The sequence below is a fragment of the Sphingobacterium sp. WM genome, from assembly GCF_029542465.1.
Taxonomy (GTDB): domain Bacteria; phylum Bacteroidota; class Bacteroidia; order Sphingobacteriales; family Sphingobacteriaceae; genus Sphingobacterium; species Sphingobacterium cellulitidis.
On sequence record NZ_CP120709.1, the window covers coordinates 2,727,008 to 2,747,996 of the forward strand.

Genomic DNA, 20,989 nt, shown 5'->3' on the forward strand with positions numbered 1-20,989 from the left:
AATGGTTTATTACCCTTTAAATTACAAAAAACAAGCCAACTGAAATAAATTTTAACAATTTTGACTTAATTTTATTACCGAATATCACGAATATTTCTACCGAAAATTATAATAACTTAACCTGTAACCAATAATTTTTGATAAATTGGAGTAATAAATTCAATAACCAAATACTAATTATGGAAAATAACGAAAATAACTTCGAATCACCCGGAAATGAAAATCCACACTACAATCCAGGACAATCATTCACGGAATTAAAACTCGGACCGATTTCTATTGAGCATTTACGGGAAGTCGCAAAATGGGCAAAATTCCTTTCCATTGTAGCAATGGTCGGCTTGATCCTCTACTTTGTGTTGGTCGTGATATTCTTACTATATTTTATTGGAAATAGCAGCACCAGCGCAGAACAAATCAATGCTTTTGCGTCCATTCCAATCCTATTGATGGTATTAATTTTTATAGGAATTTATTTTACGCCAATCCTTTGGTTATACAAATTTTCAACAAACCTTCAATCAGCAATTAACGCTAGAAATTCTGAACAACTTACTGTAGCTTTTAACTACCTCAGAAAACACTATAAATTCATTGGAATTATTGCCATTATTGGAATTGCTTTTTATGCGCTCGGTATCATTGGAGTAATTTCAACAGGAGTAATTTCAACCTTGGTAGGTGCAGGTGGTATGTAGGAGATTAATAAAGACTTTCTTAAGAATAGGAACTAGTATTCCTTATTTATTTCAAATATTGAGTAGTAATAGATTAAATAATTAGGCATATAAAACAAAAAAGCTCATCTTTCGATGAGCTTTTCTTTTGTACACAGCTGCTTATAAACTTCAATAAAAAGCAAAAAAAAGAAACCTCAAATAGATCAGCAATACAATACACATGGAGGACATGTAGATGTATTAAATGAGAATATGCAATTTGCTTCTAATAAAAGTTATTTTTCAGCTTCTGGTGGCGTCAAAGGAATTTATCTTTTTATTCTTCCAAATTAATTCATACCCATTAAGTTTAGGGACTCTATACTGAGTTAAGATTATTACCATAAAACTAATATTTAATTGACTAATAATAGGAAAAGTTAAATCTATTTCCTGGGTATTGAATTTTATTGCAAAAGAAGTATTATATTAATAATAAAAATTATGAAAACACATATGTTAATCTGCATTTTATTACTCATTTTAAGTTCTTGTTTTACAGAGCGAGTAGTACAATCAAATCGAAATGCTCAAAAGGTAGATTCTATTAAGACTATTCTTAAAAACATCGCTTTTGTAAGATGTATTGACTATTGTTATCCCAAACGTTATGGTATAAACGATTCTCTGGATTTTAGTCTCCCATTTACATATAGCGTGTATAGTTTTGGAACTAGATTTTATTCTTTTGGAATACGACCTAAAATAGATTCTTTAGCAAAAGAAGAATATAAACGTATTGACTCCAGGAGGTTCGCAAAAGACGTGGGTGAAGGGGCAGAAGGAAAAACAGCCTATTCCCTAGCTTGTCTAGAATTTTATCACTCTCGACAATTAGATTCCTTGTCAGAGGAATGGACAATAGGTATAATAGAAGCGATGAAAAAGGAAGAAATACCTTGGGAGGAATAGATTTTTAACAAATAAGAGCTTTCTAGGATATTCAACAGCACCTCGGATAAGATATATGCCTTTACAAGACTTGCAAAATGGACGGATAAAGTAGAACAGGTAGGCTTTAAATCCTTCAATACGGTATCAAAGACAATCAATATACACCACAAGAAGATATTAAATTACTTCGACAAAAAAAGCACCAATGCTTTGGCTGAATCTTTTAATGCGAAGATAAAGGCGTTCAGAGGTGTCGGGGATATAAACTTTTTCCTATTCAGACTCTCTAAATTATTTGATTAGTCAACAGGTTTTGAAACTGACCCGGATTATGCAGTCCAAAGTGGGTTTTAAAACAAATAAAGCGGATGTCTATGACTCCCGCTTTATTGTCAGTACCCAGGGCCGGGATCGAACCGGCACGAATTGCTTCATTGGTGTTTGAGACCAACGCGTCTACCAATTCCGCCACCTGGGCGTATTCCCTTTGGAACGATGCAAATATAGGCACTCTCCTTTATTTTCCAAAAATAAAATTACCTCCAACACTAAACTAATTGATTTTTAGCCAATTTATTTTTAATAACAGCCCTCCTAACCCCTAAAAAAGCCATTAACAAAATTTAACAAGGCTAAAAATAAACCTTTCCAATACTTTCTACTCTTACCTATAAGAAAAACGAAAAGGTAGGAAATTAAAAGACCTCCACGTTAACATTCTTTAACTAAACAGGATTTAAACGTTTCCCAACCATTTCGCTCAAAGTATACAAAAGGAAAATATTAGGATATGAAAAAGATATTAACATTTGCTGCATTATTCGCTGGATTAAGCTTTGCAGCTTCTGCACAGACTCAAGACTCAGTAAAAAAAGAAGTTCGCCAAGAGATGAAGCATAGAAAACAAGTTCGCAGCGGACACAAAATGGGTAAAATGCAAAGCAAAACCCCAGAAGAAATTGCAAAAATGAAAACTGACCGCTTGGATAAAGAGTTGAAATTTACAGATAAGCAAAAACAAGATATTTATGCTTACAATCTTGACCAAGCTAAAAAGTGGAAAGAAAAACAAGAAGTTAGAAAGGCTGATCGGGAAGCTCGTAGAACAGAAATGAAAGCTGAGCGTGAAGAGTTCTTGAAACTCTTAACTCCTGAACAACAAGAAACTTTGAAAAATAAAATGGCTGAAAATCGCAAAGATAGAATGGATCGTGGTGAAAGAAACCATCACCGCCAGATGAAACGTAGAAATATGGATCGTAAGCCGGTAGAAAAGCCAGTTGAAGAAACTAAAAGTATAGATAGTTCAAATAGCTAAAAGAATTTAAGGTTTTTTATTAGTTAGTGGTTATATGTTTAATTGATGAAGGTCCCGCACTCACGGGACCTTTCATCTTTTATAGTCTTTTATGAATATCAAATCTCTAGTTCCAGGAGGCTTTAGCCTTACTTCCTGATTCCGGATCCTTCTCAACCGTAACCGATCTTGGAATCCGCTCCTTAAGCTCCTCAACATGGGAAATAATACCAACTACCCGATTCTCATGATGCAGATATTGCAAGGTGTCAAAAACGGTATTGATGCTTTCCGAATCTTGGGTACCAAAGCCTTCATCGATAAAGAAGAAGTTTCGGTCAGATTTATTCAGCGATTGAATGTTCTCAGCCAATGCCAATGCTAAACATAAGGAAGCCTGAAAACTCTGTCCACCGGATAAAGTCTTAACAGACCGTCGGTAACCATTATTTAAATAGTCGATAACCTCAAATTCATTATTTTCATTGACGGCCAAACTCAACTGATTTCTTGTCAATCGATGAAATCTTTCATTGGCCATTTCACACATCTGTCTTAAATGAATGCTGGAAACATAATTCACAAAGCCATTCCCTTTAAACAGATTCTCCAGAACCTTAAGATTTGCACCCCTCGCACTCAATTGCTCAAACTCCTCCAACAACTTCTCCTTCTTTCCTATTTCTAAAGTCAGATGAGCCAATTCCTTTTCCAATCCACCGGTCAATGCCAACTGCAGCTCCAATTCCTCCTTCTTGAATTCAAACAACTTACTGTTGGTATCCAACTCCTCCTCAGAAAACTCCTTATCCTTCAAGAACTCTTGCAATGAATTGATCTGAGTCTCTAAAACCTCAAGCCGAACATAAAATTGCTGGATTTCTTTCCGCATCTGTTCTACTGGCATAGGTCTTTGAATGATTTGTTGCACCTGCGTGATATCGGCGAAATTGTATTCCCTTAATAATTTGGCAAGTTGTTCCTGCCTAACCTTAATCTGCTGATTGAAGTTACTTAACTGATCCTTCGCGGAACCATATTGACCCGCAATCTCTGCTAATTTTGTCTTTAATGTATTTAATTTTTGATTCAGGGTCAGATAACCACTCTCTACTTGTATTACTTTTTGATCCAAATGCAGTTTGGACTGCTTTAGCTCATCATATTCCACATCCTTAAATTGATCAAAATCCAACTGTTGTAAGGATTCCTTACTATGCGCATTTACACCCTGAAGGACAGCTATTTCTGCTTTGATAGAATCCAGTTCTTTTTCAAACTTCTGAATATTATCCTGGCTTTTCTGTAAATCCAAACGTAATTGCTTTACTTCTGATTCTAGACCAGCAGTAATTTGTTCACTTTGTTTAATTCGCTCCTTTTGCGCTTCGAATGCACCCGTATCGTCGCTGGAATAACCAGCCCAGTTAAACGTAGAAAGATGACTCGATAGATTTCCGCTTTGACCTTCTATATCTTGCTGAATTTGAGCTAAACTGCTTCGTTTGCTATTTAAACTGAAGCTAACCCTTGTCAAGAGTTCCTTTTGCTTTTGAAAAGACAGTCTTTTCTCCTCTAAGTTCAGTTTCTCCTGATGGATTTTTTGCAGTTCATCCTGAACATGATTGGCAAGCATCGGCTCTGGATGCTCCAAAGCACCACAAAGTGGACATGGCATCCCCGGCTGGAGTTCCGTCGCAAAACGACTCAACTTCGCCTGGACTTGCAAATGAGTCTCTTGATCCCGAAGCTTATTAAGATCGCTCTCAATTAACTTCAACTCATTTCCTATCATTTGTTCCCAATTCTCTTCTGTATAGCCCTCCTTGTTAAATTGTCGCTGCTCTTCTTCGATTTCCCCCGTCAATTGCTCCAACAACCTGTTAGATTGTTTTTGCTGTTGATCCATCGTATCCTTTTTATGATACCATTTCTCCATCTCAATCAGCTGCGAGGTATCAACCTTGTCGGACTTCACTGTTTCAAGCCTTTCTTCAGTCTCTTCCAGCTTCTTCGCTAAATTCCTTTCCCCTTCCTTGGTCCGTTCTACAAAAGGTGTCCCTTTCAATAGCCTGGTTTCAAGCTCCTTCTCCTTTTTCTCGTTTTCCTTGATTTGGATTAGCTTGCGATAATCCTCTGTTTGTGCTCTAAAAACATTTAAATTCAGATAATCATGTTGAATGGCAGCAATTTCCTTCTCTACAGCATCAATTTCCTGCAACTGCCTCTCTTTTACAATCTGAAAATTCTCAATCTTATGAATCAATGATTCCCTTTCTACATTGAGCGACTGTAAAAAATTCAAAGGCTCCTTAAAGGCTTGGGAAGTTCTTTCATACCGATTTAAATCAGCTTCTTGCTGTTGTACTCGCTCTTTCTTACTGTTCAATTCCTTGAATTGACCTTCTTTTTGATGAAGCTCAATTCCCTTGTCTTTATACTCCTGCAGGGATTGCACTTTTACTTGCAGCTCTTGAAAGTCACTCTTGGTCTGCTCCAATGTTTTCTTTGCTTCCTCAACCTCCAATTTCTTCTGGCTGAGAACTTCCGTAGAAATACTTTCAAAGCCCGATAAAGCACCTTTGAGGTTTTCTAACTTGCGATTATTCCCCGCTTGTAAAAACCCAATCTTTGGCCCCAAATCAAACTTATTCAAGTAAAAGATCTCTTTCATCATTTCTGAACGATCCTTCCCCTTCAATTCCAAAAACTCTTTGAACTGTCCCTGAGGAATGATAATCGTTCTTCTGAAGTTGGCATAAGAAAGATTGGTCAATAAAGCCCCATCCGCTGATTCTAAAGGTATCCAATTCCCATCTATCCACTCATATGCAGTACGTTCAATCGGGGTGGTATCATCAAAATTCCTTCTCCTTTTCCACTGAGCAACAAAACGAAACTTACGCTTCTCAAAGTTCAGAAACTCAAAGACAATCATCGTTTGATTAGACTTTAGGTTCATCATATTGTAGGCACGTTTATCCGTTTTATTCAAACGTTCCGTATCGCCATAAAGCACAAAACTAATAGCCTCCAAAATGGAAGATTTCCCAGATCCTACATTCCCAAAGATCCCAAATAGACCCGCTTCGGTAAGCTCTGCAAAATCAATACTTTGTTTTTCTTGATAGGAATATAAACCCTCAATACTTAAATATAATGGCAACATACTTAATCTTCTTTTTCTAAGGTATTTGTAGAGACCTCATGAAATAAGGCCATCAATTCTTCATTGGGCTCCTGACCATACTTGGATTTGAAATAGTCCTTGAACAAACTCTCCATATCCTGATCCAGGTTTACCAATGACTTAGGTTGATTTATTTCTTGTTTTTTACTGACTACAGGGATAATATGTATAATCCCTTCATGGGCTCCATGAATTCTTTTTAAATCACTGGAGCTTAAAAAATTATCAGATTCTATTGTAAGTTCTACTAAAGCATATTTATTGTCATGCAACCATCGCACAGCTTCATCGATATCCTTAAACCTAACCCGATGTAAAGGCCTTCCTTTCTCTAAGGAAACCGTACGATATTGAGCTATTTTATTAGGCTCTAAATCTACGATAACCACTTGCTTCTTCTGACCACTCTCTGAAAAGGAATAAGCTAATGGACTGCCAGGATAGATTACGGGCGCTGTACCCTGACCTATTTCATGGAATTTATGCAAATGCCCTAAAGCTGTATACTGAATGGATCCTGGAATACTATCCGAATAAACCAGATCCGCATAACCTAATCGTAACGGCTTCTCACCTTCTGGCTCCTCCAATACCTCAGCACCTCGTTTCAACATGTACAAATGCGTCGTCAAGATATTCACACCGTAGGTGTCGCAATATTGATTGGCCGTATCCAGCCATTTCTTCTTTAAGACCTCCTGAAGTTGACTGGCTTTATCTTCATCTCCTAAATACTGTTTCAAGCGGATTTCATTCGCAAATGCAGTACTCAATACCCGAATAGGATAATAGTATTTTGGAAGCTTTATCTCAACAAAACCTTCATCTACTCGTAGGATATCAAAACTCCCTTCAACGGTTAGCGGATTGATCTTTAAATTAGGTTGACCAAAAAAGAAAATCCCCAATTCTCGCGCAAGCGAATCCGGTGAATCTATCCGATCTGGAGAATCATGATTCCCCGCAATCGCAATCACAGGCCGCTTTCCATTCTTGGATAACCTCTTTAATGTTCGATAAAGTAATTCTGTAGCTTCAACCGGTGGATTAAAAGTATCATATAGGTCACCCGATACGACCACAAGGTCTACATCCTCCCGATCTGCAATCTGACATATTTCGTCTAAGACTTCTTTCTGTTCCTCAAGCCTAGAAAAGAAATCAAGCTTTTTACCCAGATGCCAATCTGCTGTATGTAATATGCGCATTTACAATAAATCTGTTATGGTGAATGTTAAAAATACAGATTTTTATCTTTGAAAAGGGTTAAGAAATGTGAAAGATTTTTAGGGTTTACGGCATCTTTCAAACCTTAACGGTCAGAGTGACCTAAGGACTTTTCCGGATTAACTATATTGCGAACCAATTGCTTAAGCTCCTTAATCTCTGGAAATCGGCCCTCACGTTTGCGGTCAAAAATTATTTCGTCATTCACTAATATCGTGTAACGACCACTAATCTCACTCGGCTCCAAATTAACCGACTGTAAATCATCCACAAATGTGGTTAAAAGCTCCTGAGCCATATAAGCCGCACGAAGCATCCAACCACATTTGGGACAATATGTTATTCGAACTATCGCTTTCACTGAATCTATTTAAACTATTGTTTTACAACAGTGAATGCTTCAGTTTTACCATTATGACAAGTGTTACAAGAAATATTGTAAACTACACCATCATAGGCTTTATTGAAATGTTTCTTATTGATCTGTTTAGTCATTTTAATCATGTGTCTAGCCACATCCTTCTTCGGATTCGCATCTGATGCAAAATCCAAACCCTTTTCGCCATTTGGCTTCGGAGCATGACAATGATTACATTTTACACCTAGAGCCATATTAAATGACTTCATCGTACTATCAAGCGCTTCATGGCTAATGTTCTTCGGAAGAACCTTTAGGTTCTGTGGCTTCTCCTCCTGCCCTCCAACATGAAAGGCACTAAGACCAATGACTAGGGCTAATAAACTAAATAAGGTAACGGCTTTTCTCTTCATATCGCTTTGATTTATAATGCTTAAGCAATTTATGAAAAATAATTGAATTGTAATATAAATGTCATGAAAAAATATAACAAACTACTATACAAGACCTTATACAACTTCATTTTGTTTAAAACTTCTTTGTTTCTATCTTGCAACCCTTGATTTTTAACTGACTTAAGAAACCAGATATCTACCATCTGGCCATAAACTCGAAAGAAAACTATGTATAAATCATTTTTGCTTTTGTTTGCTCTCTGCTTAGGATTCACTTTCTCAGCTTCTGCTCAATTAAAAGCTGTCAAATCAAAAACCGGATACTCCTATTTGGTCAGAACTCCTGATAACATAAAAACTGATGAAAAAATCCCTGTTATTATCTTCCTACATGGTAGAAGTTTATCGGGACATGATTTAAATCGCGTAAAACGTTACGGTGTCCTGCGAGCTATTGAAAAAGGAAAAGATTTGGATGCTATTGTTGTTGCTCCTCAAACCTCTAATGGTTGGGATCCTGACAAGGTGATAGATGTCTTAGATGAAGTCCTCAAGAATTACCCTGCTGATGAACATCGGGTTTATGTCTGTGGAATGAGTATGGGGGGATACGGAACAATGGATGTAGCTGGTAAATACCCAGAGCGTTTTGCAGCTGCTGTTGCCATCTGTGGTGGCGGAACAGTAAGCTATGCTTGTAACCTGACCCAAGTCCCTTTGTGGATTCAACACGGAAGTGCCGATAGAGCAGTACCTGCATCCGAATCTAAAAAAATCTATAACGCCATTAAAAAATGTAACAATAAAGCCGATGCTACCCTGACGATCATCCCTGGAGGAACCCATGGTAGCGTGGAAAGATTATTCCATGGTGAAAAGATTTACGACTTTATGTTTAAACACAGTAAAGGTTCATAATAAAGCATTTGTATAATATCAATTAAACAAATAGATAAGGATCAATATGCGTGTTGAAGTAAAGGATAGGATGCAATCCGGCTATGTATATGAAAGAACGGAGCCTATTGGTAAAAACTTTCACCCGGACTTCAAACCCCAACTTAGCCCAGCTGAAATGCTGGAATTAGGTGTATTCAACGGAAAATATCTTAATGACTGCCAAGATGAATTCCCTAAAGAATGGTTTATTAATGCTAAGTTATATCTCGATGATCATAAAGCCGGTGACCCCAGTTTAAACTATTTTAAAATCAGAGCTTCCCAACCCCTTTCCATGTGGCAAATGAAAGGTTGGATTCACCCTCAAGACCCTAGAGGCTGGTTTCAATGGTATTGTAGATATTATATGGGTAGAAGGTCAGAAGATGATGATAGACAAATCAAACGCTGGAAAGCCTTTAAAAGACACCTTAGTCAAGTTAAATACAACTGTTCATTTGGCGACCACCAATGTAGACCCAAACAAAGGCAAGCTCTTTTGCATTGGGCTTATGATAGCATAAATTTATAGCCTCTAAAAGGTACAGGCATAGGTAATTTGAACTTGTTTCCCATTATAGCTGGGAATAAATATGGATGGATACTTTTTCTTTTGCCACCGTTCTTCCAGAGTTGGTAACATCCAATAAGCCATTTTGGTACTCAGTATCCCTACTCCTGCTCCCATCACAACATCTGACAACCAATGTCTATTGTTATACATTCTAAAAAAACCTGTTCCCGCGGCTAGTGTATAAGCTCCAATTCCATACCATATCGATTGATGCCTGTATTCTTGCCAAATCAATTCCGCCCCTACAAACGCAGTAGCTGTATGCCCTGATGGAAAGGAGTTCATGGATGAAAAATCTGGCCGCATCATAGGCATACTCTTCTTCATTAAATTCACCGTAGTGCCCATAATGATATGTGAAACAGTGGCTGTAAAAAAACGTGACCTTAAGCTATGCTTCGCTTCAACCCCCATAACATCCAAAGCAAAATATGCCCCGGTGGATGCATATTGGGTGAAATCATCAATGTGTACTCGTTGAGGTCGATTGAATTGTAAATTTTCTTTTATGAACTCATTCTGCCGCTGCAAATACGGACTTTTCACTGAAGCTATCCCATAAGATATTAAACCTATGGGTGCAATCAAGTCTACTTTTAAAACCTTATTGGAAAAACTGTTCCTTGTCGAAATTATTGGACTGACTTCCAAACTATCTTGCTGACATAAACAAAACCCTCCATCTAGTAGAAAAACAATTAGGACAAGAAAACGAATAATAGGCAAACAATTTAAGCGCGTAATGCTCATAAACTTCTATAATTTGGCTCTAATTTTTTAATTGGCAGTCATGTCATTCAATTTAATATCCTAGAATTTAATAATTGAATTAACACAACTAATGTATTATTAAAATTCAATAAATAAAATAATGTAGACATGTTTATTTGACAAAAAAACTCTTTATTATTAATTATTTTGCAAATAAGTAGACTATAAATGACAGACAATTAGCTTCGTCTAGCCTCAAAATTTGGTTCATTTATATAAATCAACCATACATCCACATAATAATCCTACCATTATCACCATTCTTAGGTTAGATTTATAAAACAGAATTTTTATGAAATCAATTATCTGTATAATCATCATTGCTATGAATTTGAATTTTGAATCATGTGACTCATCTAGAAATGAGGATGCATTGGTCTTTTTAAGAGAAACTCAGATCCTAGAAGAATTTTACTCAGCGATTGATCCTTTTAATCCTGAAAAGATGGATGTTGATGATTCTTCTGACTTGGGATTAAAGTATAAAAAGGAATATAGTAATACAGCACTTGAGAATCGCCTAATAAAAATTGTTGAATCAACCTATACAGAATCAGAATTAAAAGGGTTTAAGTCCATGACTGATGATGAAATCTATAATTCCAATCAAGATAAGTTCAAAGCTGTTGAAAAAGGCGTTGAGAAACTATACGATGAAGTATATATTGAAGGCAATCGAATAATTGCTGGGATTGAATTAATCGACAGCCCAAATCAGTCAAAACCATTTGAATTTTTCAAAATCAATCTTAAAAACGGCCTATATCTAGTCACTTCTTACGATAGCTATCTGCCTCAAAACATACAACTCCCAAGAGAGCCTTTCATTCTGGCCTCAAACTTCACATCCATCGTTTCTAATGGGCAACAATTAATCATCGGATTAAATGAAATTGACAAGGAAAACTTCACCCAACTACTATCTAAGAATCAGCAAGAAAAGATTACTCTAATTATTAATAATAGAATAATAAATGTCGTTCCATTTGATTCGGTAACTCAAAATAATTCTCTAGTTATCAATAGTCCATGGTCAGAAGAAAATATGATAGAATTCGCAAATCAGATTAAAAAAGAAAATTAATAAAAACTCAATATTATGTTTGAAAAAACTCCTTTGATAGTAGCTATTTCAAATGGCGACATGGAAAATGCAACAAAACTATATGAACAAGGTGAAAGAATACCTCCCAGCCCGCATTCATATGATTATTCCCAACTTTATGATACCATCATCCGAAAAAATGGGTTTGAATTAATCGGCCTTATGGCCGAAAATAAAGAAATCGAAAAAGACATCTACATGCTTGATAAATTAGATGATACCATATTCTCTAAATTGATCAAAGTAAAAGCCCCAAAGGAAGATTTTATTGAATTTTTTAAAGATTTCATTGGCAGCTCCGAGAACATAAATGATGAAGTTTCGGGAGAAACCTTATTAAGTCATGCTATTAATAACGCTGCTGATCCTACAATAATTCAAGCACTTATAGACGCAGGATGTCGTGTGGATTTTAAAAACCAAGCAGAGGATAACCTTATCAATTTAAGCATCAAAAAACACGGCTTGACTCCCGACCTTCTCGCGAAATATCTCGAAATATTTGCAAACGAAGGATTAGATATCAATGAAACGAATAAACAAGGAAAAACCGCTTTGCATATAGCCTTGGAAAGCAATAAGCCGCATGCATTGGAGGCCTTGCTACAAAATGGAGCGAACCCCAATCAGCAAGATAATGAAGGACAATCCGCATTTTTTATCGCTGTATCTCAAAAAGCCGACCTTGAACAATACAGTAAACTTGCTGAATACGATAGCATGGATTTTGAACAAACAAATAATCGATCTGTTAAAGCTTTACATGAATATCTACGCACATTGGAAGGCTACAATGCCGATAATCCAGGCTTATTAATGCGAATGATTGAGGATGGTGCCGATTTAAATAGCACATCCCCATATTATGATAATGAATTATCCGCTTGGAACTGGATTGCTCAAAAAAATGCAGGATTGTTTGAAAAGGTATTTAACGCGACTCAACCAGAAGTCAACGAGCAAGATGATTTTGGTAATACCTTACTACATTTAGTCGTTATGAAAGATAGTAACCATGACCAGAATCAAGCAAAAGAAACTTATAAAAAAGTGAAATTTCTACTGGATTCCGGAGCAAGTCCAAGCATTGTCAATAATCAAGAGCAAACTGCCATGATGCTAGCTTCGAAAGATAACCTCAAAGCAAAAACCGTAGAAATCTTATTGATTGCTCAACAAAAAGAAAATTAAGCTTATGTCAATGTCATTTATTATCGCCTGCGAGGGCGGAAAAAGAAAAATAGCAGAATTACTATTAGAAAATAAAGAGGTAGATGTTACCTATACAGATGAAAAAGGTCGAACGGCTTTACATTATGCCGCCCATAGAGGATACCTGGACCTTGTAAAGATTCTTGTGGAAGAGGGTGCAGACATCGATTACGAGGATCAACAAGGCGAAACTCCCCTATTCTTTGCATGCCTCCAAAAGCAAAAACAAACCGCCCTTTACCTGATTGAACAAGGAGCAAGAGTCGACCTCAATGATTTAAAGGGAAATAGTTTATTGCACTTAACCGCAGCAACCGGACAAGCTGAAGTTGTCAAGGTCTTGATTGAAAAAGGACTGGACGTCAATGCGATGAACAATAATACCGAAACACCATTAATGCTTGCTGTCATTAATCGAAGTAGGGAAGTCGCTAAAATATTGCTGGAAAATTCTGCCGACCCGAATAGCAGTAATAAATCAGGTAATTCCGCCCTTTTATTGGCTGTAAAAAACAGACAACTACCAATGGTAGAGCTTTTGCTTCAGAATGGTGCTGATGTCAATCAGGTTAATCAATTCGGAGAATCTGCCATTTTGGTCGCTTGTTATGAAGGAAATAAGGCAATGGTAAAAGCATTACTGGACAATGGGGCCGATGTTGGAATCAGTTCCTCAGAAGGAGTATCCCCAATTTGGTATGCCTGCGCACATAATCAGAAAGAAATTGTGACCCTATTACTTGATCAAGGCCTCGATGTCAATCATACTCGACCTGTAACAGGAAACGATCAGGCCATGTACGGTTATCTCGATTATGTAGAAACTAATAACAATCTTTCCATGGATGCCCAGTTCAATTTTAAAGTCAATGAGGCGCAAGGTGGAGAAAGCTTATTGCAACATGCTGTGAAAAATGGACATCTAAGCATGGTAAAACTGTTGACTGACCGAGGAGCAGACATCAATATCCAAGACGAATCGGGAAATACTGCCTTACATTACGCCGCAGCAAACGGTAAAAAAGATGTACTAAAATTTTTATTGGAAAACAATGCAGACCCTCAATTGGTTAATGTTAAAGAACAAAAAGCAATTGACTACTCTAATATCAAAGGATTTAATGAAATCACAGCATTATTAATTCAATTTGGCTCTACTAAAGGTAAGGAGGTCGCTGCTCAACAAGAAAATTCCAACTCTGCTAATTCTGCACCTGCAGCAGTTGACAAAAAGAAAGCGCTGATGGATTTAAAGGAATTATTCGATGCCGGAATATTGACTCAAGAAGAATTTGATCAGGAAAAAAGTAAAATTCTCGCAGGATAATTTTTAGTTTTTAACCCCAAAAATGAAAAAATCAAAATATGGAAACAACAAATTTTAAATACAGCCAGAAGAAACTGAATAAAATGGCCTTTTATTTCCTAATCATAGGAGTATTGGGCGCTGGATTTGTCTATTATAGCTGGTTTATTAAGACCGAGGGACTAGTTTTCGGCAGGTACAGCAGTATATTCCTTGCACTTCTAGGATTTGGCGCATTCATTTACATGAAATTATTTGGTAAAAAACCGGATGAAATTGCCCTAAGCATTGGCACTTATGGAATAACCAGCAACACTACTCCTGTCGCCAAAGCTGCCGAACTGATTGAATGGAATGATATTGTAAATATTTATAATGAAGGAAAATTCATTGATATCGAAATCCGTGACCCACAGAAATATGCCGAAAGAATGAAAAACTTCTTCGTCAAGGACACCTTTATGAAAACAATGAAAGGCTTTATACGAATTTCAATCGCTGAGGTAGAGGTTACTAATCAGGAAATTGATCAAGCCATAAGCAAATATCAAAGGCCCTAAACATAATTACCACATATCATTACCCGTAAACAGGTATTTTCCGGATAAATAAACCCGATGAGTTTTTATATTTTAGATTTGTAGGAAACAACACAATCCTAATATGAAAAAACAGTATTTAGTAGCTTCGCTACTTTTGGGCTGCAGCTTATTTATCGCCTGTGGAAATTCAAACAATTCTTCTGAAGAAGGTGAAACTGAAGAAAAAGGTGTAATTGAAAAATTAAGCGATGCCGGAAATGCAATTCAAAGCTTAAGTGGCATGGAAAAAGCCATGAAAGAAGTAGAAAAACATACTACTGCGCTTAAAACTAAAACACCTGTAAATAATGATGAGTTGAAGAAAGTGTTCCCTGAAACTTTAGATGGCTTAAAAAGAACATCTATATCAGTCGGTGAAATGAATGCCATGAACATTGCAACAGCCTCGGCAGATTATTCAAATGAAGATAATTCTAAAACCATCAATATCAACATAATGGATGGCGCAGGTGAAGAAGCAAGCAGCTTAACTGCACTGGCGTTTTATGGTTACAATATGGATTCTGAAAAAATAACAGAAGACTCTTCTCAAAAAACAACGGATTATAAAGGTCAAAGAGCTAAATTGACCGAAACAAAATACAATGATGAAACATCCTCAATCATTGAGTGGATACATAAAAACAGATACTTAATGAAAATTGAAGGTGATGGCTATACGATTGACCAGGTTGGCAACCTTATGGACAAACTGGATTTAGGTAGTTTACCAGAATAAAAAACAAAAAAAAAGCGGGCTTTCTATTAAAAAGCCCGCTTTTTTATGCTCAAAATATTATTTCTTTGGCTTAGAAGCCATCACAAATTGCAACTCTCCCCCATTTGACAAATCTGCATGTGAAATCTTGAAATCCTTCAACTCTTTCCCATTCCAGAATACTTTACTTACATAAACATTCTTTTCCGATTGGTTCTTAGCCAAAACTTTCAAAAGCTTTCCGCCTTCTAATTTCACCTCCGCCGATTTAACCAATGGACTTCCTAACCAATAATGTGGATCCCCCGGAGCTACTGGATAAAAACCTAAGGAACTGAACAAATACCAAGCAGACATCTGTCCACAATCATCGTTCCCCCCTAATCCGGCAGGTCCATTATGATATTGATTCCGGATTATTTGACGAATACGCTCCTGTGCTTTCCAAGGACTCTTTGTAATATTATATAAGTAGGCAACATGATGCGACGGCTCATTGCCATGTACATAGTTCCCAATAATCCCTTCCCGCGTAATATCCTCCGTATTTTCAAAATATTTATCTGGTAAATGCATCGTAAATAAGGAATCCAAATAGGTCTCAAATCGTTTTTGACCTCCCATAGTCTCCATCAATTCTACCGGTTGATGCGGAACATACAAGGAATAATTCCAGGTATTTCCCTCAATAAATCCTTGACCATGCGTATCTAATACATCAAACTTCTCCCTGAAATTACCTTTACTGTCTTTGGGACGCATAAAACCAATCCGCTCGTCATACAAGTTTTTCCAATTTTGCGCACGTTTATTAAACTCATTGGCAATTTCAGTCTTACCTAGTTTCTCCGCCAATTGTGCAATACACCAATCATCATAAGCATATTCCAGAGTATTGGATACTGATGTTCCATTTTTATCATCAGGTACATATCCAAGGTCCATATAGTCGCCAATGCCTTCATATCGCCTCACACTGGCGGTTTGTACACAGGCATTTAAAGCCGCCTCAGGATCACCCTTATAAACTCCCTTAAGAATTGCATCAACCACAACCGATACCGAGTGATATCCACTCATACACCAGTTCTCATTGGCATAGTGTGACCAGATGGGAAGCATATTTAATACCGATTGATCATGATGTGCCATCATCGAAGATACTATATCAGCATTACGCTTCGGATCAACAAGATTCAACCATGGATGAAAAGCACGGAAGGTATCCCAAAGGGAAAATGAAGTATAATTCGTAAATCCTTCAGCCTTGTGAATCTCCTGATCCAACCCTTTATACTCGCCATTCAAATCCATATAAACTGTAGGCATCAGGTTCGCATGATAAACAGAAGTATAGAAATTCACTAAATCTTCCTTATTTAACATATCGACCTTAAACTTCTCCAATTCACGATTCCAATCTGATTTCCCTTTTCCAGCAATCTCCTCAAAATTCCAATTTGGAGTTTCTGCTTGCATATTTTCCAATGCATTTTTCATGCTCACTGGACTCAGGGCAACTTTCATCATAACCTGCTCCCCTTCCTTGGTATCAAAATCCAGATGCATCTTGATATTATGGGCAGCTAACTCCGGAAAGTTATCCTCTTGGTTGAACTTCCGCCAAAAACCCTTGTATTGAACATTCTTATCCATATACTTCGCTCCATAATTCTTGAAGGCCTTGGAAGTTTTGATTGCGAAATAAACTGTTCTTGTTCTCGCCCAACCATTCGTCTGACGGTATCCAGTGATTGTTGAATCATTTAATACCCGGACAAAAGTCCAGACATTCTTTCCATCATAATTGTAAATCCCTGAAGTCAAGTCAAGTATAAGATGGGATTGATCTGATGCCGGAAAAGTATAACGATGAACCCCAACTCGGGTGCTCGTCGTCAATTCCGCAAGAATATTATGTTTATCTAATTTTACTTTATAATAATTGGCTTCCGCCACTTCATTAGCATGACTGTAAGGCGAGCGATATCCATCTTGCGGTCGATCTGCTGTTCCTGGATTAAGTTGAACCTTCCCTTGGGTTGGCATAATCAATATATCTCCCAAATCTGAATGACCAGTCCCGGAAAAATGAGTATGACTAAACCCTACAATTGTCGGATCATCATATTGGTAACCAGCACAATATTTGTAAACATCGCCTGTGTAAGCGCCATTTACAGCATATGGAATGGTGTCTGTTTCCGGACTTAATTGTACCGACCCAAATGGAACGGTCGCTCCTGGAAAGGTATGACCCATTTTTGCCGTACCTATCAATGGCTTTACATATTGACTTAGATTGGAGTCTTGTGCATTTCCAAGCATGGGGATCATCAATAAGGCAAAACACTTAGCTAGTTTTATATAGTTTCTGTTCATCATATTAAATTACGGGATTTGAAGAATATTCCGACCATAATTCGTCGATCGTTTTTCCAGTTTGTTTTTGCCAAAATGCATCGGTATAGCTTTTCTCACGCATGGCCTTGTCCAATTTCTTCACAAAATTCTTTTTCTTATGACTTTCTATCCATTTGAAAAAACGTGCAGTAATGCGATAGGAGTCTGTATATTTTTGTTTCTCATTGAATTCGGGAAGTCTCCAATTTCCGGCTTCATTCGAAACACCATACTTATCCCGAATAAAATCTGCAATGCCTTCTGTAATCCACCATGGTCCACTACCATTTGGATAGGCTTGAACAATGTGCATCACCTCATGGGTCACAACATCAATATCATGGGGATTCTTCTTTAACCATTTTGGACTATATCGTACAATCCCACCTGCCGTAGCTGCAACACCATCATATCCCGGGTCAATCACAAAAGTGACTTCTTTTGGGCTTTTCTTATTATAGGTCTTCGCTAGCTTTGGATAGTTCGTAAAATAGGTACTGATCAATTCCTGTTTCGTTTCAGCGCTAAAATCCTTATCCTTATTAATCCAATATAAGGTATAACCCTTTTCTTTAAGGGTATCTATTTCTACAGCCACTTTCCGGTCATCATCGGTATGTTCCCAACTTTGAGCATATACAGATGTTAGGGAGAAAGCCATAAAAACAGAAATTCCGAATGTTAATGTGTTTCTTCTCATTGAGTAATTTGATTTACAGTTATTAATTTAGGTGACAATTACCTTTTTATGGCGTTTTGAGCCAACTAAAACGATAATCTATATCCCAAATATATTCAAAAGAATCATTAAAATTCTATAATTCCACGATTGTTACATCCGAATTTATTAACTCAAGTTCATTTTTTGAAAAATATCAACTCCTTTATTTATGAAAACTTAATGTGTTACAACTTGTATGATTTGCCTTGGGGTTGGGCTATTAAGTAATAGGTATTCAAGCATAGACTGATTCCCTAATCCTTTACATTCTATATTGAGAAGGGCGATTCAAATTTGAATCGCCCTTATTCTTTAGTTTAATGTGAACCAGGTATATCCCTTGGCTGGAATTTTCACGGGAACCTGAATCTTATAATCTCTTGAAACTGTATAGACCTTCGAATTTTTCCCTTCGATAGCGAATTGAACCTTCTCATTTAACCCTGTATAATAAACAGGTAGATCAATTGAAATATTCATTTCTTTATCCGTAGGATTATACAGCATTCCTAATCCTTTCTCCTTAGCATTGGGATCAACATGTAAAATTCCATCCCAATTCCTTCCATCTGCACGACGAAGATGAATAATATCCGCATTCAAGATATTCCGATATTTCTTATACCATTCAATGACTTCAATCACTGTTGCTTTCGTCTTTTCAGTATCATAAAGCCTTGGACCTCGATAACAAGCTTGTATTCCTGCCCCGTAATATTGCATCATCAATTGCTTATAATCATCCAAATGCTCATTTAAAGGCTCCAATACTGCATCTGCTCCTCCACCATGATAGGCTGTTAATGGAACAAATCCCCATCCCATGGAATTAGTTTTCTCCCAAGTTCCATCATAAATATTTTGACGGTTCAAAATCTTCTGCTGATCTCTGGATAATGAAAAATTAACTTCTCTATAACCTAGTGCAATTTTATTCGTGCCATCTAGAAAATACCAATCAGGCGCATTGATATATACACCCATTTGATTCAATTCATGGAAAATAGATTTCTGAATCTCCATTTGCGCCCATTGTGAATCCTCTAAACCATGATGACCAGGATGATCATGCGAAGCACAAACATCTCCTGGATATGGCCCATCCATCTCCAAAATACTAAAACCTGTATGCTTAAAAAAGTCCTTGATCGCCTTCGCATAATCCAAGCCCCACTGACTTCCAAAACATGGTGCATTCCCGAAAAATGCACCACCGGGCTTACCTGTCTTTGGATTGATAACATCTGTTGCATCATTGATCCGACGCGAACTAAATAAGGTATAACCTCCTAGTTTAACACCCTTCGATTTACCGTAATCCGCCAACTCCTTCCATTCCTTATGATTTTCAGGAGTATTCAACTCCATCTTTAAGTGACTTCCAAAACTCAATATGACAGCTTCATAGCCCGTAGCAGCACATTGATCAATCGCTGTTATCACTTCTTCCCTATTTTTGCTAACCAAATGCATAAAGATTGGATTCGAGTTGGTCCAAGGTGCCAGCTTCCGATACATTTTTCGAACCGCTAAGCCTCTACGCTCCTGATCATGACTATCATGCAACAGTTCATAGGTCTTTACGGAGATAAACTTTTGCTTAGGAAGAACCTCTATTTTGGAAACATCCTTAGGATAAATCACCGCTTTAGCTGGACTCGTCAGGTCATAATTTACTTGCGAGGTATAAGTTGAATCTCGCTCCCAATGCAGCGTTTGATCTGACAAACGGTATTTCATGGCATTGTTGAAAGCATAATTGGTTTCAAAATATATTCCCGATTGCTTCAACATATCTTCAGTACTCCCAACTACTGCTGACTCCTCTTCCACCAAGGATAAAACTTCATTGACAACCCTGTTAACCATTATTTTGGCAGAACTCTCATTTCTTACTTCCACCCATTTCCGCAAAACCGGAATCCCATCATAAATTTCATAATGCACATCTACAGAAATCCCTTTTAATTTAGGATGTTGAAAGGTAAATACCATACCCAATCCATTAGGAAGCTCATTGCTGGAAGACCAGAAGGTACTGTTTATTTTCAGATTTTGCTCTAACGGAACTTCTTTCGCAGATTGAAAAATAAAAGCATCCGGATTCGCCTCTAAGTTGCCAAACCAATCAGTCAAAAAATAGGCCTTCTCCTTTTGTCCTTTTAAACCTCCAATTTCATAATCCTGACCATTAATATTGACAATAGCTTCGGGTTCAATAGCACGGATTAGCTGCTGACCATTAGTCAAATTTGTAAAGTCATAACAAGCCAGGTTAGCAGCCTTCTTGAAGGAACGACGGATTAAACCATTGTCCAGAATAATCCCATCATTGCTGTTTACAACTTTGGATTTATAGTCTTTGGATTGAATAAGCCAATCTGGCTTTGCGGATGTACCCGTCTGCGCTTTTATAGGTTGAATTACTGCAATCGACAGCAAGGCAAATAAAATCAGTTTAGGATTGATTTTCATATTTAGTATTTAAGTTTCTTCAATCTTTATAAAACCAGTATGCTACCCCAAGAAACAGGGTAAGAATAATAAGTCTTTTGAGGGCTTAAAGACTAGGTTATATT

The 20,989-nt window shown here is 37.1% G+C and carries 19 protein-coding genes and 1 tRNA gene; 11 read left to right on the forward strand and 9 right to left on the reverse strand.

Annotated features, from left to right (window positions below):
- Positions 1–179: 179 nt before the first annotated feature.
- From PZ892_RS11665 to PZ892_RS11675, 3 genes are all read left to right on the forward strand, one after another.
- Positions 180–698 (forward strand): hypothetical protein, encoded by a 519-nt coding sequence (locus tag PZ892_RS11665; RefSeq protein ID WP_277711315.1) that lies wholly within the window; start codon positions 180–182, stop codon positions 696–698.
- Between the two features lie 465 nt (positions 699–1,163).
- Complete coding sequence (locus PZ892_RS11670; protein WP_277711316.1) at positions 1,164–1,631, forward strand: hypothetical protein; 468 nt, start codon at positions 1,164–1,166, stop codon at positions 1,629–1,631.
- A 27-nt stretch (positions 1,632–1,658) separates the two neighbouring features.
- Positions 1,659–1,916, forward strand: a complete 258-nt coding sequence (locus PZ892_RS11675; protein ID WP_277712928.1) for a transposase — start codon at positions 1,659–1,661, stop codon at positions 1,914–1,916.
- A 93-nt stretch (positions 1,917–2,009) separates the two neighbouring features.
- Here the strand turns inward: PZ892_RS11675 and PZ892_RS11680 are convergent.
- A tRNA-Leu gene (locus tag PZ892_RS11680) sits at positions 2,010–2,091 on the reverse strand.
- 312 nt (positions 2,092–2,403) lie between these two features.
- On the opposite strand from PZ892_RS11680, the gene PZ892_RS11685 reads away from it, so the two are divergent.
- On the forward strand, positions 2,404–2,931 hold the full coding sequence (locus PZ892_RS11685; RefSeq protein WP_094280094.1) for a hypothetical protein: 528 nt from the start codon (positions 2,404–2,406) through the stop codon (positions 2,929–2,931).
- A gap of 106 nt (positions 2,932–3,037) precedes the next feature.
- Here PZ892_RS11685 and PZ892_RS11690 read toward each other — a convergent pair whose 3' ends face one another.
- The 4 genes from PZ892_RS11690 to PZ892_RS11705 all read right to left on the reverse strand — a co-directional run bounded on the left by PZ892_RS11690 (position 3,038) and on the right by PZ892_RS11705 (position 8,098).
- Positions 3,038–6,079 (reverse strand): SMC family ATPase, encoded by a 3,042-nt coding sequence (locus PZ892_RS11690; RefSeq protein WP_277711317.1) that lies wholly within the window; start codon positions 6,077–6,079, stop codon positions 3,038–3,040.
- 2 nt (positions 6,080–6,081) lie between these two features.
- Positions 6,082–7,308: an exonuclease SbcCD subunit D gene (locus PZ892_RS11695; RefSeq protein ID WP_277711318.1), complete on the reverse strand. Its 1,227-nt coding sequence runs from the start codon at positions 7,306–7,308 to the stop codon at positions 6,082–6,084.
- 104 nt (positions 7,309–7,412) lie between these two features.
- Positions 7,413–7,688, reverse strand: coding sequence for a SelT/SelW/SelH family protein (locus PZ892_RS11700; RefSeq protein WP_277711319.1), 276 nt, complete (start codon positions 7,686–7,688; stop codon positions 7,413–7,415).
- A 14-nt stretch (positions 7,689–7,702) separates the two neighbouring features.
- A complete protein-coding gene (locus tag PZ892_RS11705) occupies positions 7,703–8,098 on the reverse strand; it encodes a c-type cytochrome (protein ID WP_277711320.1) in 396 nt (131 codons plus the stop codon).
- Between the two features lie 210 nt (positions 8,099–8,308).
- Between PZ892_RS11705 and PZ892_RS11710 the strand changes: the two genes are divergently transcribed.
- Both PZ892_RS11710 and PZ892_RS11715 read left to right on the forward strand, forming a co-directional pair.
- Positions 8,309–8,998 (forward strand): prolyl oligopeptidase family serine peptidase, encoded by a 690-nt coding sequence (locus PZ892_RS11710; protein WP_277711321.1) that lies wholly within the window; start codon positions 8,309–8,311, stop codon positions 8,996–8,998.
- 46 nt (positions 8,999–9,044) lie between these two features.
- On the forward strand, positions 9,045–9,551 hold the full coding sequence (locus PZ892_RS11715) for a hypothetical protein (protein WP_277711322.1): 507 nt from the start codon (positions 9,045–9,047) through the stop codon (positions 9,549–9,551).
- Positions 9,552–9,554: 3 nt separating this feature from the next.
- Here the strand turns inward: PZ892_RS11715 and PZ892_RS11720 are convergent, their stop codons facing one another.
- The gene (locus tag PZ892_RS11720) at positions 9,555–10,343 is read right to left on the reverse strand and encodes a phosphatase PAP2 family protein (protein ID WP_277711323.1); all 789 of its coding nucleotides are present in this window, start codon (positions 10,341–10,343) and stop codon (positions 9,555–9,557) included.
- Positions 10,344–10,656: 313 nt separating this feature from the next.
- On the opposite strand from PZ892_RS11720, the gene PZ892_RS11725 reads away from it, so the two are divergent.
- The 5 genes from PZ892_RS11725 to PZ892_RS11745 all read left to right on the forward strand — a co-directional run bounded on the left by PZ892_RS11725 (position 10,657) and on the right by PZ892_RS11745 (position 15,307).
- A complete protein-coding gene (locus PZ892_RS11725) occupies positions 10,657–11,448 on the forward strand; it encodes a hypothetical protein (RefSeq protein ID WP_277711324.1) in 792 nt (263 codons plus the stop codon).
- A gap of 15 nt (positions 11,449–11,463) precedes the next feature.
- On the forward strand, positions 11,464–12,660 hold the full coding sequence (locus PZ892_RS11730) for an ankyrin repeat domain-containing protein (RefSeq protein ID WP_277711325.1): 1,197 nt from the start codon (positions 11,464–11,466) through the stop codon (positions 12,658–12,660).
- 10 nt (positions 12,661–12,670) lie between these two features.
- On the forward strand, positions 12,671–14,008 hold the full coding sequence (locus tag PZ892_RS11735; protein ID WP_277711326.1) for an ankyrin repeat domain-containing protein: 1,338 nt from the start codon (positions 12,671–12,673) through the stop codon (positions 14,006–14,008).
- A 38-nt stretch (positions 14,009–14,046) separates the two neighbouring features.
- Positions 14,047–14,547, forward strand: coding sequence for an STM3941 family protein (locus PZ892_RS11740; RefSeq protein WP_277711327.1), 501 nt, complete (start codon positions 14,047–14,049; stop codon positions 14,545–14,547).
- A gap of 103 nt (positions 14,548–14,650) precedes the next feature.
- A complete protein-coding gene (locus PZ892_RS11745; RefSeq protein WP_277711328.1) occupies positions 14,651–15,307 on the forward strand; it encodes a hypothetical protein in 657 nt (218 codons plus the stop codon).
- Positions 15,308–15,364: 57 nt separating this feature from the next.
- On the opposite strand, the gene PZ892_RS11750 is transcribed toward PZ892_RS11745, so the two are convergent.
- From PZ892_RS11750 to PZ892_RS11760, 3 genes are all read right to left on the reverse strand, one after another.
- A complete protein-coding gene (locus tag PZ892_RS11750) occupies positions 15,365–17,623 on the reverse strand; it encodes a GH92 family glycosyl hydrolase (RefSeq protein ID WP_277712929.1) in 2,259 nt (752 codons plus the stop codon).
- 49 nt (positions 17,624–17,672) lie between these two features.
- A complete protein-coding gene (locus PZ892_RS11755; protein WP_277711329.1) occupies positions 17,673–18,389 on the reverse strand; it encodes a basic secretory protein-like protein in 717 nt (238 codons plus the stop codon).
- Between the two features lie 333 nt (positions 18,390–18,722).
- Positions 18,723–20,885: an alpha-galactosidase gene (locus PZ892_RS11760; RefSeq protein WP_277711330.1), complete on the reverse strand. Its 2,163-nt coding sequence runs from the start codon at positions 20,883–20,885 to the stop codon at positions 18,723–18,725.
- Between the last annotated feature and the right edge of the window lie 104 nt (positions 20,886–20,989).